This window comes from Pseudomonas canadensis, assembly GCF_030980095.1.
GTDB classification, from domain to species: domain Bacteria; phylum Pseudomonadota; class Gammaproteobacteria; order Pseudomonadales; family Pseudomonadaceae; genus Aquipseudomonas; species Aquipseudomonas canadensis.
The window spans coordinates 3,873,751-3,887,137 of sequence record NZ_CP133298.1; the positions used below are offsets into that span (position 1 = coordinate 3,873,751).

The window sequence follows — 13,387 nt, forward strand, 5'->3', positions numbered from 1 at the left end:
ATTTTTTATACCGGGGCCCTCGCTCGAAAGCAAGTAGTGACACACCGCCATATGATCGAAAGCCTTGGCGTACGGGCTCGTCGGAGGCGGGCAAGCGGGTTTTGTTCAACCTCCCGCGCCCTTGGGGCAGGCCTTTTCCCAAGCTGAAACCGCTCTACATCGACGGCTGGCGAAGCGGCTGGAAGGCGGTTAGTATTCAAACAATATTTTAAAAACAAGAAACAAAAACCGGTCCATGGCGCACCCTGAGGCGTCCCCTAACTTGTTACAAGGCTTTACCGGGGACGATGACGACGGCGTCGAGACTGAAGGCGTATTCATGACAGATACCCCCGCGCACCCAGGCTTGATCTCCCTGCAAGGCATCGGCAAACACTATCTGCTGGCCGGGCAGCACCTGTCCATTCTCAATGATGTGTGCCTGTCCATTGCCCGCGGCGACAGCTGCGGCATCCTCGGCGCCTCCGGCTCTGGCAAAAGCACGCTGCTCAATATCCTTGGCCTGCTGGACCTGCCCAACTGCGGCCAGTACCACTTTGCCGGCCACGATATCTTCAACGCCACGCCCGATGAACTGGCGGCGATCCGCAATCAGCAGATCGGTTTTGTGTTCCAGAGCTTCAACCTGTTGCCACGCCTCAGCGCCCTGGACAATGTCGCCCTGCCCCTGAGTTATCGCGGCGTATCGCGTCATGAGTCGGTGGAGCGAGCCCTGCGCATGCTCGAACAAGTCGGCCTGGCCGACCGCGCCCACCATCGCCCCGCCGACCTCTCCGGTGGCCAGCGTCAACGCGTCGCCATTGCCCGGGCACTGGTGGGCAAACCCTCGGTGATCCTCGCCGACGAACCCACCGGCAACCTCGACAGCACCACGGCCCAGGACATCATGGACCTGCTGCTGGCGCTGAACCGTGAACAACAAGTCACCCTGATCATCGTCACCCACGACCCCCACATCGCCGAGCGCCTGGACCGCAAGATCCTGGTGCGTAACGGCGTGGTGCAAGAGGCCGGGCGCCCATGATCGAGCGGGTAAAGAGCAGCCTGCGGGTTGAACAGAACCTCAGCCAAGTGCTGCATGAAGCGTTCGTCAGCCTGCGCACCCTGGGCAAGCGCTCGATTCTGGCCTTGCTGGGTATCGTGATCGGCAGTTCGTCGGTGGTGGCGCTGATCAACATCGGGCATAACGCGTCGGTGGATGCCGCGATGATCTTCAAGGACATGGGCACCGACACCCTGATCGCTCAGTTCCCCCCCAAGGGCGCCAGCACTGTGCCGATGCCCGCCCGCCTCGACCTCGACGCCATGCGCCAGACGGTGCCTGGCATAGCCCATATCGGTGCTCTCACACTGTTCAGCGGGCCCATCGTGTTCCATGGCCGTACCGCCAACGCCAACTTCGTGGGCAGTACACCGGACATCAAGGATGCGATGCGCCTGGTGGTGCAGCGGGGGCGTTTCCTGTCGAGCTTCGATGTCAACGAAACCTACGGTGTGATCGGTGACCAAGTGGCCCAGTCACTGAGTGCGCCGGGCGACCCCTTGCAAGTGGGCGATCGCGTGCGCATCAACGACTACCTGTTCCTGATCGTGGGCATCCTGCGCAGCCAGCCACGGGCGATGCTGATGCCAGTACAGGCCAACGAGTCGCTGTTCATTCCCGCCGAAGGCATGCGCCGCATCTATGCAACACCGCAGATCGGCAACCTGATCATTCGTGCAGCGCCCGGCCAGGACATGGAGCGCGTCGCCAAAGAAGCGGTCGCCGCGCTGAAACCCCAACTCCCCGACCACGATGTGGACATCCAGGTGCCCCAGCAAATGATCGACGGCATGACCCGGCAAAGCCGCACATTCGCCTACCTGCTGCTGGCTTTGGGCGCGATCTCACTGGTGGGCGGTGGTGTGGGGGTGATGAACGTGATGCTGATGAACGTCTCTGAGCGCCGCCGCGAGATCGGCATCCGCATGGCCCTCGGCGCCCGCCAGCGGGATATCCGCAACCTGTTCCTGCTCGAAGCCGTGACCCTCACCGCCGTCGGCGCCCTCTGCGGCGCGGTGCTGGGCATGACCGCTGCCTGGTTGTACGCCTGGCTGTCGGGCTGGGCGTTTGCGCTGGCGGTGGCCGCCTTGCCGCTGGGGGTGGGCAGTACCTTGCTGGTAGGGTTGTTCTTCGGCATCTACCCAGCGGTGTCGGCCTCACGCTTGCAGCCGGTGGAGGCCCTGCGCGATGAATAAATGGCTCTGGCTGCTCGCATTCTTCAGCCTGCCCGGCACGGCCGCCGACGTGGTGATCAAGCCATCGGCGCCCAGTAGCACCCGCAGCGGCTATGACCGCAGCGTCTCGTTGAATGCTCAGGTCACCAGCCTGACACTGGGCGATGCGGTGTACCTGGGCTTGCGCAACAACCCGGCGATTCGCAGCGCCTACCTGCAACGGGTGGCGCAAAAGTTCGACCTGCGGGTGGCCGAAGATGTGTTCAACCCCAAGCTCACCCTCAACAGTTATTACCGCACCAACCGTGGCTCCGCCGACAACACACGCAATGCCAACCTCGCGCCGGCCACCAGCCTGCTCAGCGAATACGGCACGCGCCTGAGCATGGCCTGGACCCAGCAACTGAACACCGCCGACCGCGCCGGCCGTTACCGCAGCGACGGCCTCGACCTGGCGATCATCCAGCCGCTGTTGCGTGGCGCTGGCTGGGACGCCACCACCGCGCCGCTGCGCCTGTCGCGGTTGTCGGAACAGGCCAACCGCCTGAACCTCAAGGCCACCGTGGCGCAAACCATCAGCCAGATCATCGCCACCTACCGCGAACTGCTGCGTGCCCAGGAGCAACTGAGCATCGTGCAGGACGCCCTCAAGCGCTCTGGCACCTTGCTGGAGGTGAACAAAGCGCTGATCAATGCCGGGCGCATGGCTGAGTTCGAAATCGTGCAGACCGAAGCCGATATCGCCACCCAGCAACTCGGCGTGGAAGAAGCGCAGAACCAACTGGACACCAGCCGCCTGGCCCTGCTGCGTCTGCTGGCCCTGGACCTGTCCACGCCGGTTCGCGCCACCGAGGCCCTGGAGGCCCGGCCCATGCAGGTCGACAAGCGCCAGGCCTTCAACCTTGCGCAGACCCAGCAGCCGGAATACCTGGCCGCGCTGCTCGGCAGCCAACAGGCCGACCTCAACCTGGTGATCGCCAAGGATTCCGGGCGCTGGCAGGTGGACCTGGTAGCCGGTGCCAATCAGATACGGGCCAACACCGATAACGACGCCGGCCGCTCCACCAACCGCACCTGGGACAGCTACGCTGGGGTGCAGGTGCAAATCCCCATCGGCGATATCAGCACGCGCCAGGCCGAAGTGCGTGCGCGGGTGAATGTTGAAGATCAGGAGATCCGTATCACCGATGCGCGCCAGGAGCTGGAGCGCAGCGTCAACAATGTGGTGCGCGACCTCGGCACCCGCTGGCGCCAATATGAAATCTCCCAGCGCGCCGTGGAGCTGTCGCGGCGCAAGATCGAGATCGAGCGGGAAAAACTCAGCGCCGGACGCTCCACCAACTTCCAGGTGCTGAGTTTCGAGACCGACCTGCGCAACGCCGAGAACGCGCAGCTCAATGCGCTGATCGCTTATTTGAACGCCCAGACCCAGCTTGACTTGACCCTGGGCATGACGCTGGAAAGTTGGGAAATCGCCCTCAATGACTACTAATCAGAAACGCCTGCTGGGCGCTGTACTTATCCTGTTGCTGGGCGGCGCGGGCCTGGCCTTGCGCAGCCCGGCCTCCAATCCCGCTGGCACCACCGAACAGTGGCTGGCCATCAAGCCCGACGCGCTGGTGCACCAGATCGGCCTGGTGGGCAAGATCGAACCCGACACCACCATCACCCTCACCGCGCCGTTCGACGGCAACGTGCAAGCCAACCTGGTGGAGCAAGGCCAAAGGGTCGAGGCCGGCCAGGTGCTACTGCGCATGGACCCGGCCACCCTGGAGGTGCAACTGCGCGAGGCCCTTTCCGCCCAACTCAAGGCCCGGCGCACCGTGCAAGAAATGCAGGACTGGGACAACGGCCCCACCGTCAGCCGTGCACGTCGCAGCTTGCGCACGGCGCAAATGACCGCCGGCAATACCCAGCGCAAACTCACCGAGAGCGAAAACCTGTTCCAGCGCGGCATCATCCCGCGCAACGAACTGGACGACCTCAAGCAGCAGACCCAGCAACAACAACTGGACCTCGCCTCCGCGCGCAGCGAACTGCAGCAGGCCCTCGACCAGGGCAAGGGCGAATACCGCCAGATCGCCGACATGGAACTGACCAATGCCACGGTCAAATACGACGCCCTGCACAAGCTGCTCGAAGGCCGGGAAATCAAGGCGCCGTTCTCCGGCATCGTGGTGCCGCCGCCCGGCAACAACTCACCCCAGGCTGGCGGCAACAACACGGCCCCGGTGCAGGCCGGCAGCAAGGTCAGCCAGGGTCAGGTGCTGTTTGGCCTGGCGAACATCGAACGGCTTAAAATCGTCGCCAAGGTCTCAGAGCTGGACATCAACCAGTTGCATCAGGGCCAGGCGGTGGAAGTGCTGGGGGATGGGTTTGACGGCGAGCGACTGAACGGCTCGGTCAGCGTGGTGAGCGGCTTGGCGATGGCCGGTGACGGCCAGGGCAGTGCGCAGTTTCCGGTGACCTTGTCGATCCCCAAGCTCACGCCGCAGCAGTTGCAACGGGTGCGCCTGGGGATGAGCGCGCGGTTGACCATCGTGACTTACAACAATGCGCAGGCGATGGTGATTCCGAGCCAGGCGATAGGGCCGGATATGACGGTTGAATACCGTGAGGCGATGGATAAGCCGGTGGAGCGGGTGAAGGTGACGACCGGGCAATCGACCGCCCTAGGCGTCGAGGTCTTCGGCCTAAAGCCCGGTTTCGTGAACACCAACCCCCTGTAGGAGCCGGCTCCTACAGGGTGAGTCGTGCGGCCAGGGCCTTGGCTTGCAGCGCCACATCCGTAACTGCCGTGCTTTCCCACCACATCCCCCGCAAGGGCGGGCCCATGGCGAACAAGCGCTGGCTGACCTGCCCCTGGGCATCCACCACTGCCCCCGACGTATCCGCCGCAATCCCCAGCGCCAAGGGCCCAGGCTGGATCAGCCCACGCTTGAGCAATTGCTGGGGCAACGGCCGGGCCACGCGGCGCCAGTCGTATTCGATACCGCTGGAGTTGATCAGGGCCGCGCCGCAAACCCGCTTCACCGCCTGCTCGCCTCGGTGACGCACACCAATGGTCACGCCCTCGACCGAAGGTTCCAGGCCTTTGAACGACGCCGCCCGAATCCGCAACCGTCCTTCTTCATGCAACCGCGCCACCAACTGCGCGCTCAACGGCGGCGAACGGTGGTGATGGCTTTCCCACCACGGCCGCACATGGCGCACGAACTGACGTTTTTCGCGCTCACTGGCCTGGCTCCACAGCCGGCCGATATGCGCACGCACCGTGTCCAGCGGCGCCTGCCAATCGATGCCCTGTGCTTGCGCCATAGTGCATTGCCGACGCACCTCGCGGAGTAATTGCCGAGGGCTACGCAGGCGGTGATCTTCGCCAAGGAAATCCACCCAGCTCGGCGGCTGCCGACGCACATGGGGCAACAGGCCGTGGCGCGAGAAAATCTCGATGGGCCCGCGATGCCCAGCCTGTTCCAGGGACACCACGGCATCAACCATGGTCAACCCGGAACCGATGATCAGCACCGGCGCTTGCGGGTCAATCGCGGTCATGGCTTTCACATCCCAGGGATCCACCGCCGCCGCGTTCAACCCGCTGGACTCGGTCTGCGGCGTGCGCGCCGCCGGGAACATGCCGGTGGCCAGCACCGCACAACCGCCGCGCAATTGTTGGCCGTCATCCAGTGTGAGCAGTGCTGAACCTTCATCCACCTGCAGGTCAACCCCCTCAGCACGCACATGCTCGACGCTGGAGGCAGACTGCGCCTTCGCCTCGGCCAAGCGTTGCTGGGCGTACAAGCCAAATATCCCGCGCGGCGGGAACAATTCGCTGATCGGCACGTGCTGCTGGCGCGACTCCGGCCAGCCGCCTGCGCCAATGTACTCGGTGAGCCATTGGGTCAAATCGTCGGCATTGTCCGGGTCGACACTCATGCGCGCCGCATTGCCGTTCAGGGTGTGACCCAGTTCGACAGCACTGTAGGCCTCGCCCCGGCCGAGTTCGCCACGCGGCTCGATCACCAGGATCCGGCGCCGACCCGGCAGGCGCAGCAGTTGCACGGCCAGCATCGTGCCGCTCAGGCCGCCGCCGATGATCAGAACATCAGCGTTGCGGATGGATTCAGTCATGCAGAGTCGCCCTTACTGTTTGCCCAGGTAAATGTCATGCAAGTCGCCCCGCGCCAACAGCTCAGCGGCGCTGCCGCTCAAGGCCACGCGGCCAGTATCCAATACGTAGCCGTGGGACGCATAGTTCAGTGCGACATTGATGTTCTGCTCGGCGATCAGGAAGCTCACCTGCTGCTCACGATTGAGCTGCGCGATGATCTCGAAAATCTCCTGCACGATCATAGGCGCCAAACCCATGGACGGCTCGTCGAGCAGTACCAAAGTAGGACGCGTCATCAACGCCCGGCCGATGGCGACCATCTGCTGCTCGCCGCCCGAAGTGAGCCCGGCGCGAGTGTGGCGCTTGGTCTTGAGCCTCGGGAACCAGGTGTAGAGGCGCTCCAGGTCCTGTTCCATGTCCTTGCGGCTCAAGCGCCGCACGAAGCCGCCGCTGCGCAGGTTGTCTTCCACCGTGAGTTGGCCGAACACATGACGGCCTTCCAGCACGTGGACCATGCCCTTTCGCACGCGCTGGCTGGGATCGACACCGGCCAGGTCCAGGCCTGCATAGTCGATCACACCTCGGCTGACCTCCGCTCGCTCGGCCCGTACCAACCCCGAGATCGCCTTGAGCGTGGTGCTCTTGCCGGCGCCATTGGCACCGAGCAAGGCGACGATGGCGCCCTTGGGTACGTGCAGCGACACCCCGGCTACCGCCAGGATTGCGCCGTCGTAGATCACTTCGATGTCGTTGACCGTCAACAGTGAAGGGCTGGCGGATTCAGCAGCGAGCTGGCTCATGCTTTATTCATCCCCGGTGCAGGTGCGCGGCGTCAGGCCTTTTTCCTTGGCGAAAGCGGCGGACTTTTCATCGATCAACGGACGCAGCAACGCGCGGTCGGCAGCGATCCACTCGCTGATCAGCGTCCAGTTGGCGCCATCCCACTGCTGCACCCGCGCCGAACCGCCGCCTTCGTGGTCGCGGCACGACAGCTTGAGGTTCTGCATCAGCCCCAGGTAGCCCATGTCTTTCAAGCGGGCGTCGTCGATGTTCAGGTGTTCCAGGCCCCAGCGGCCCTCTTCGCCATTCAGCGGACGCTTGCCGAACTTGGCCTGGCCGGTGCGAATCGCTTCCACCGCCACAGCGGCGTTCACCAGGCCGGAGTTGTAGTAGACGCTGCCGAAGTTCTTCAGGTCCTTGAGGTCGCTGTGGCCCTTGTCGAGGATGTATTGCTTGAGGCGTTTGTGGATTTCGAAGTCAGCACCCGCCGGATAAGGGGTGAGCGCCAGGTAGCCTTTGGCCGAGCTGCCTGCGGGCAAGACGTCTTCGCTGGAACTGGCCCAGATGTCGCCGATGATGTGGTCCACCGCGAAGCCGAAGCGCGCGGCAGTCTTCACCGCGACCGGGGTGGATACGCCCCAGGTACGCAGGAACACCCAGTCCGGGTTGGCCTGGCGCACCTGGCGCCATTGCGCGGACTGTTCGTTGCCGGGGTCAGCCACTGGAATCTGGATGTTTTCAAAGCCGTACTTTTCCGCCAGCAATTTCAGCGGGCCGAGGGTTTCGCGGCCATAAGCCGAGTCGTGGTAGACCGTGGCGATTTTCTTGCCCTTGAGCTTATCGAAACCACCCTCGCGCTGGGCGATGTAGTTCACCAGGGTCGACGCCTCGCTGTAGAAGGTCAGCATCACCGGGAAGTTGTAGGGGAACACCGTGCCGTCGGTGGCTTCAGTGCGGCCGTAGCCGAGGGTGATCAGCGGGATCTTGTCCACTTCCGCGCGCTCGCTCAGGGCATAGGCTGCCGGTGCGCCGTTGGGCTGGTACACCGCGACCGGCGCGCCATCCAGGCCATTCTTGAAGCGCTCATAGCACTCGATGCCCTTCTCCGCCGTCCACTCGGTCTCGCACTCCTGCCACACCAACTTGACACCGTTAATGCCGCCTTCGACCTCGTTGATGTAGCGCAGGTAGTCGATCATCCCGGCCCACACCTGCACGCCGCTGGACGCGTAGGCGCCGACGCGGTAGGTGGCCAGGGGAATGAATTGCTGGTCCGGCGAGGCCATCGCCTGGGGAACAGCACCGGCCAGGGCGGCCAGCGCAAATGCAGCGCCGACCAGGGAATGTTTCAAGGATGCACGCATGGGAATTCTCTTGAGGGAATGTTAGAAACGCAGCGGCCATTGCCGCACACGGTCACGCAGGTTGTGCAACAGGCGAATCAAGCCCTCGGGTTCCTTTATGAGGAACACGATGATCAACACGCCAAAGATGATTTTCTGCAGGTTCTGCAACTGCCCCGCATCCACCGAACCGCCAAACAGCGCCTGCCCGGCATGGCTGAGGAAGATCGGCAACAGGCTAATGAAGGCCGCACCGACAAAGTTGCCGGCGATGCTGCCCATGCCGCCGATAATGATGATGAACAGGATCTGGAAAGAGCGATTGATATCGAAGCTGCTGGCGCTGGCCGTGCCCAGGTAGGCAAAGGCCCACAGCGCGCCGGCTATGCCTAGGTAAAACGAGCTGACCGCAAATGCCAGGCGCTTGTAACGCACCACCGGAATGCCGACCACGGCGGCGGCGGTGTCCATGTCGCGGATCGCCATCCAGTTGCGGCCGACCTGGCTGCGCACCAGGTTGATCGCGGTCCAGGTCAGCAGCAGCACGGTGACCAACGTCAACAGGTAACGGCCCAGCGGGGTATTGAGGTCATACCCGAAAAGCGAAAGCTTCGGCGCGGAGATGGTCCCGGAGGAGCCGTAGTTGTAGAACCAGGGGAATTTGACGAACAGCCACTCCAGGAAAAACTGTGCGGCCAAGGTGGTGACCATCAGGTAGAAGCCCTTGATCCGCGAGCTGGGCAGGCCGAACAGCAGGCCAACCAACGCGCTGATAATTCCGCCGCCGAGCAGCGCCACCGGCAAGCCCAGCTCCGGCAGGCGCAGCAAAAACCCGTAAGTGGCAAATGCGCCAACAGCCATGAAACCCGCGGCCCCCACCGAGGTTTGCCCGGTGTAGCCAGTGAGCAGATTCAAGCCCAACCCGGCCAACGAGAGCACTAAAAAAGGTATCAGGATCGCATTGAGCCAATAGTCATTGCCCCACAGCGGCACCACGACAAAGGCCAGCGCCAACAGGCCAATCAGCCCCCAGGGAATGCGCCGCTGGATCAGCAGCAACGGGGCGGTGTCTTGAACAACGGGAATCGACATGGTTTCAGACTCGCTCGATGGCGCGCTCGCCGAACAGGCCGGCGGGACGGATATACAGGAAGGCCAGGGCCAGTACGTAGGCGAACCACGGCGTGATGCCGCCGCCGATCAAGGGGCCGATATACACCTCGGCCAGGTTCTCCGCCGCGCCGACGATCAACCCGCCGACAATCGCCCCGCCAATCGAGGTAAAGCCGCCGATGATCAGCACCGGCAAGGCCTTGAGCACTACCAGCGACAACGAAAACTGCACCCCTTGGCGCGCGCCCCACAGGAGCCCCGCCACCAGCCCGACAATCCCGGCCACCGCCCAGACGATCTGCCAGATACGGTTGAGGTTGATACCGATGGACAGCGCAGCCGTGGTGTCATCCGCCACCGCGCGCAGCGACACACCGATGCGGGTCTTGTTGAACAGCAGCGCCAGCACCGTCACCAGCACCACCGCAGCGGCCGCGGCGATCAAATCGAATTGGCTGAGCATCAGCGGGCCGACGAACAGCGGCACGTCGTCGATGCCCAGGTCGAGGGCGCGCACTTGGGACCCCATCAAACCCTGGGCCAGGCCTTCGATAATGAACGACAGGCCCAGGGTCGCCATGAACAGCGTGATCTGCGAGCGGTTTACCAGCGGCCGCAGAACCAGGCGCTCGATGAGTAACGCGCCGACGATCATCACGATCACAGTCAATAGCAGCGCCAAGGCAAACGGCACGCCCTGGTCATGCAGGCTGACAAAGGTCAGCGCGGCGAACAGCAGCATCGAGCCCTGGGCAAAGTTGAACACGCCACTGGCCTTGTAGATCAGCACGAAACCGATGGCGACCAGGGAGTACATGGAGCCGGCGAGCAGACCGCCGAGCAGGGTTTCAAAGAAAAACGTCATCAGTGCACCACTCCCAGGTAAGCCGCGATCACTTCGGGATTGGTCTGCACGTCGGCGGGCGTGCCGTCGCCGACCTTGCGCCCGTAATCGAGTACCACCACGTGGTCGGACAGCCCCATGACCACGCCCATGTCGTGTTCGATCAACACCACGGTGGTGCCGAGGTCGCGGTTCACGTCGGCGACGAAGCGCGCCATTTCCTGTTTTTCCTCAGCGTTCATGCCCGCCATGGGTTCGTCGAGCAGTAACAGGCTGGGCCCGGCGATCAATGCCCGGCCCAACTCGACGCGCTTCTGCAGGCCATAAGAGAGGTTGCCCACCAGCACATCACGCTGAGCTTGCAACTCAAGAAATTCGAGAATGCCCTGGGCGCGCAGGCGGAACGCTTCGGCTTCCCGGCGTGCGCGGGGCAAACCCAGGGCCTGTTCGATAACGCTGCTGCGCATATGCCGCGACAGGCCGGTGAGGATGTTGTCGAGCACGCTCATCTTCTTGAACAGCGCGTTGTTCTGGAACGTACGGCCAATGCCCCGGCGTGCGGCACCCAGCGGGTCGATGCGATGGAAGTGCTGGTCTTCGAAGACGATCTCACCGGCATCGAAGCGATACACGCCATTGAGTACGTTGAGCAATGAGCTTTTACCGGCACCATTGGGACCGATCAGCGCGCAGATCTCGCCGCGCGCCACCTCGAAGGACAAGGCATTGATCGCCTTGACGCCCTTGAACGACAGCGAGATATCCCGCACCTGGAGAACGGCTTGGCTCATGCGATGTCCCGTTTGAATTGCGCCAGCCACACCGGCGAAGGGGTGGATTTGAGGGGTTGCCAGATGTAAGCCAGGCGCTGAAAGCCGAGCAGCTTGCGCACACGGTTTTTCAACAGGCGGCGCAGGCCGCTTTGCGGGTGGGCGATGGCCCAGTCGCACAGGCGTCGCCGCCAGGTGCCATGAGGCGCCAGGCGGCTTTCGATCTCATCGGCCAAGTGCTGCAAGCGTGCAGGCGACAACAGCAAGCCGGTGGGGGCGACTTCGCTGCGATCGCGCCGCGCCGAGGCCAGGCTTTCCGGAAAGGCCAGGCCATGGCCGCTGTTCAGCCATTGCTCCAGCACTACCGCCAAGCCGCCCTGCCAGTGGGTGCCCTCTTCGCTCCACAACGCGGTTTCGCCGCTGGGTTGCCACCAGCGTACGAGGTGTTGCGCCGGGTCGATCGGGCCGAGCAACTGGGCAAAATCCAGCAGGTTGGCCGACTGCCAATGCCGCACTTGCTGGCGGTCCTGGGTGTAGGCATGGGTGGGACGGATGCGCCATAAATGTTGTTGCAGCGCTTCGGGCTCCACGTCATCGGCCAGGGTCAGGACTTGCCCGCCGATGGCTTGAGCCGCAAGAGCCAGGAGCAACAGGTTCGGCTCGAACGCCCCGCTGAGGGCCAAGCGCGATTGCTCGTCAAAGCCCTGCTGACGCAAGCCATCGGCCAGACGTTCCACATCCCGCAAGGCGTCGATCCAGCGCCACGCATACCACTGGCCCTGGCGCTTGTGGCGCAAGGCAGTGTGCAGCGGCGTGATCTGCGCCCAGTGCTGCAATTGTTCCAGCGCCTTGGGTAGGGTGCCGAGCAGTTCGGCGGGCCATTCCAGGGCCAGCGGACGTTTGAGTTTGTGCACGCTCATAGGGGTAGTGCTCCTAATGGGGTGATGTGCGTGCGGTGGTCCGCTGGCCGACAGGATTTAACTAGCTATTGCAGAAGTCGTGCCTATACAAACTTCCAACGTATTCAATGGGTTATAAGCCCACAAAGAATTTGCGAAGCGTGCTGAGCGAGCAAAGTGTCTATTCAGTGTTGCGAGAGCAACACCTCAGCCCTGCATCGTCAGTGACTCACCGCAAACACATTCGCTATAAAAAACAAACACCTTAAACCTGTCATTACTGACAGTAGACGCCCCCTTTAAAGAGTATTAATTTTCAAAGCCATATAGACGTAGTTGTCGAGACACTAATGAGGAAATCGCGATGAACACCCTTGATCAATTAAGCCCCAAAAATACCGAAGGCAGTTGTACTGCGGAGATTCTCGGCGATCCGGACTTCAAAACTTTTACCGCCGACCAAGTGACATTCGTCGAAGATAACGTATACAAGCGGTGGAGAATAACGACCCAATCATCCACAGCAAACGGTCACCAAGAACTCACCGCTTACATCCCTTTTTCCGAGAGTATTGCCAACAAGGAATTCAATATTGTCAGCAACCCCAATGGCCCCGATCAAATGTCGATGGTCTGGGTAAAACGAATAAATGGTGGCATTGATCAATACTTTGGTATCGAAGGGAAAGCCATTGTCACTCTTGATACCGGTGCAGCCACATTAACTGCCAGCTTCGACTTCAAAGCTGAGAGAAACCCCGAACATGTCCACATCAAAGGCAAGTTAAGTGTCAAGGGTTTAGATCACGATACGGGTTCAGTGACCGCCAAGATAAAAGGCGATGCCGAGGCACGTTACAAATCCACTGAAGTCAGTCTGACCCATCAGCCTGCCTCTCGTACCTTTCCGCCTAGCTTTGCTGGATGGTCGCGCCATTACACACCCCGACCCGACGTTCGAGATTTGCGCATCAGTCTATCCGTTGCAGATAATCTAGAACTGGGTACTTACACAGTCACCGAATACAGTAAGGAGGTGAGAGTTATTTTTTTCGATATCAATAATGGGCTTGGCTACTGGGCAACCAAAGGCAGCGTAACACTACTTAAAATGCCGGCAGAGAACGCTACCACTGGTGAGCTGGAAGCCCGCTTTGAGTTCAAAGCGAAGGTTACTCTTGTAGACGGTACAGAGCAGACCGTTTGCGCCACTGACGGCCACCTGCACATTAAAAAACAAGTGGTTGCGTGAATGCGTTCATGGGCTTGCTGTTTTATCGTCAGCAAGCCCTGTCGCACTATCCAGTACG

The 13,387-nt window shown here is 62.0% G+C and carries 12 protein-coding genes; 5 read left to right on the top strand and 7 right to left on the bottom strand.

What is annotated here, in order from left to right; genetic code table 11:
- Positions 1-319 precede the first annotated feature (319 nt).
- The 4 genes from RB216_RS17915 to RB216_RS17930 are packed head-to-tail and all read left to right on the top strand — an operon-like array spanning position 320 to position 4,946.
- Complete coding sequence (locus RB216_RS17915; RefSeq protein ID WP_122684092.1) at positions 320-1,024, top strand: ABC transporter ATP-binding protein; 705 nt, start codon at positions 320-322, stop codon at positions 1,022-1,024.
- Complete coding sequence (locus RB216_RS17920) at positions 1,021-2,238, top strand: ABC transporter permease (RefSeq protein WP_028616847.1); 1,218 nt, start codon at positions 1,021-1,023, stop codon at positions 2,236-2,238. The genes RB216_RS17915 and RB216_RS17920 overlap by 4 nt, the downstream gene beginning before the upstream one ends.
- Positions 2,231-3,709 carry a TolC family protein gene (locus tag RB216_RS17925; protein WP_028616848.1) on the top strand — a complete coding sequence of 493 codons (1,479 nt, stop codon included), beginning with the start codon at positions 2,231-2,233 and terminating at the stop codon, positions 3,707-3,709. The genes RB216_RS17920 and RB216_RS17925 overlap by 8 nt, the downstream gene beginning before the upstream one ends.
- On the top strand, positions 3,699-4,946 hold the full coding sequence (locus RB216_RS17930; RefSeq protein WP_028616849.1) for an efflux RND transporter periplasmic adaptor subunit: 1,248 nt from the start codon (positions 3,699-3,701) through the stop codon (positions 4,944-4,946). Before RB216_RS17925 ends, RB216_RS17930 begins: the two co-directional genes overlap by 11 nt.
- A 10-nt stretch (positions 4,947-4,956) precedes the next feature.
- Here RB216_RS17930 and RB216_RS17935 read toward each other — a convergent pair whose 3' ends face one another.
- From RB216_RS17935 to RB216_RS17965, 7 genes are read right to left on the bottom strand one after another with little or no spacing between them, the layout of a single operon-like run.
- Positions 4,957-6,348, bottom strand: a complete 1,392-nt coding sequence (locus tag RB216_RS17935) for an FAD/NAD(P)-binding protein (RefSeq protein ID WP_308907676.1) — start codon at positions 6,346-6,348, stop codon at positions 4,957-4,959.
- A gap of 12 nt (positions 6,349-6,360) precedes the next feature.
- Complete coding sequence (locus tag RB216_RS17940) at positions 6,361-7,128, bottom strand: ABC transporter ATP-binding protein (RefSeq protein ID WP_028616851.1); 768 nt, start codon at positions 7,126-7,128, stop codon at positions 6,361-6,363.
- Between the two features lie 3 nt (positions 7,129-7,131).
- On the bottom strand, positions 7,132-8,472 hold the full coding sequence (locus RB216_RS17945) for an ABC transporter substrate-binding protein (RefSeq protein WP_308907677.1): 1,341 nt from the start codon (positions 8,470-8,472) through the stop codon (positions 7,132-7,134).
- Between the two features lie 21 nt (positions 8,473-8,493).
- Positions 8,494-9,543, bottom strand: a complete 1,050-nt coding sequence (locus RB216_RS17950) for a branched-chain amino acid ABC transporter permease (protein ID WP_028616853.1) — start codon at positions 9,541-9,543, stop codon at positions 8,494-8,496.
- A 4-nt stretch (positions 9,544-9,547) separates the two neighbouring features.
- A complete protein-coding gene (locus tag RB216_RS17955) occupies positions 9,548-10,429 on the bottom strand; it encodes a branched-chain amino acid ABC transporter permease (protein WP_028616854.1) in 882 nt (293 codons plus the stop codon).
- A complete protein-coding gene (locus tag RB216_RS17960) occupies positions 10,429-11,199 on the bottom strand; it encodes an ABC transporter ATP-binding protein (protein WP_308907678.1) in 771 nt (256 codons plus the stop codon). Before RB216_RS17960 ends, RB216_RS17955 begins: the two co-directional genes overlap by 1 nt.
- Positions 11,196-12,098: an AMP-binding protein gene (locus RB216_RS17965; protein WP_308907679.1), complete on the bottom strand. Its 903-nt coding sequence runs from the start codon at positions 12,096-12,098 to the stop codon at positions 11,196-11,198. The genes RB216_RS17960 and RB216_RS17965 overlap by 4 nt, the downstream gene beginning before the upstream one ends.
- Positions 12,099-12,441: 343 nt before the next feature.
- On the opposite strand from RB216_RS17965, the gene RB216_RS17970 reads away from it, so the two are divergent.
- Complete coding sequence (locus RB216_RS17970) at positions 12,442-13,329, top strand: hypothetical protein (protein WP_308907680.1); 888 nt, start codon at positions 12,442-12,444, stop codon at positions 13,327-13,329.
- Positions 13,330-13,387: the final 58 nt, after the last annotated feature.

What these genes read in the sequence shown, in the direction of transcription:
- RB216_RS17915 (WP_122684092.1), top strand. Translation starts at nt 320, where the DNA reads ATGACAGATACCCCCGCGCACCCAGGCTTGATCTCCCTGCAAGGCATC.
- RB216_RS17920 (WP_028616847.1), top strand. Translation starts at nt 1,021, where the DNA reads ATGATCGAGCGGGTAAAGAGCAGCCTGCGGGTTGAACAGAACCTCAGC.
- RB216_RS17925 (WP_028616848.1), top strand. Translation starts at nt 2,231, where the DNA reads ATGAATAAATGGCTCTGGCTGCTCGCATTCTTCAGCCTGCCCGGCACG.
- RB216_RS17930 (WP_028616849.1), top strand. Translation starts at nt 3,699, where the DNA reads ATGACTACTAATCAGAAACGCCTGCTGGGCGCTGTACTTATCCTGTTG.
- RB216_RS17935 (WP_308907676.1), bottom strand. Translation starts at nt 6,348, where the DNA reads ATGACTGAATCCATCCGCAACGCTGATGTTCTGATCATCGGCGGCGGC.
- RB216_RS17940 (WP_028616851.1), bottom strand. Translation starts at nt 7,128, where the DNA reads ATGAGCCAGCTCGCTGCTGAATCCGCCAGCCCTTCACTGTTGACGGTC.
- RB216_RS17945 (WP_308907677.1), bottom strand. Translation starts at nt 8,472, where the DNA reads ATGCGTGCATCCTTGAAACATTCCCTGGTCGGCGCTGCATTTGCGCTG.
- RB216_RS17950 (WP_028616853.1), bottom strand. Translation starts at nt 9,543, where the DNA reads ATGTCGATTCCCGTTGTTCAAGACACCGCCCCGTTGCTGCTGATCCAG.
- RB216_RS17955 (WP_028616854.1), bottom strand. Translation starts at nt 10,429, where the DNA reads ATGACGTTTTTCTTTGAAACCCTGCTCGGCGGTCTGCTCGCCGGCTCC.
- RB216_RS17960 (WP_308907678.1), bottom strand. Translation starts at nt 11,199, where the DNA reads ATGAGCCAAGCCGTTCTCCAGGTGCGGGATATCTCGCTGTCGTTCAAG.
- RB216_RS17965 (WP_308907679.1), bottom strand. Translation starts at nt 12,098, where the DNA reads ATGAGCGTGCACAAACTCAAACGTCCGCTGGCCCTGGAATGGCCCGCC.
- RB216_RS17970 (WP_308907680.1), top strand. Translation starts at nt 12,442, where the DNA reads ATGAACACCCTTGATCAATTAAGCCCCAAAAATACCGAAGGCAGTTGT.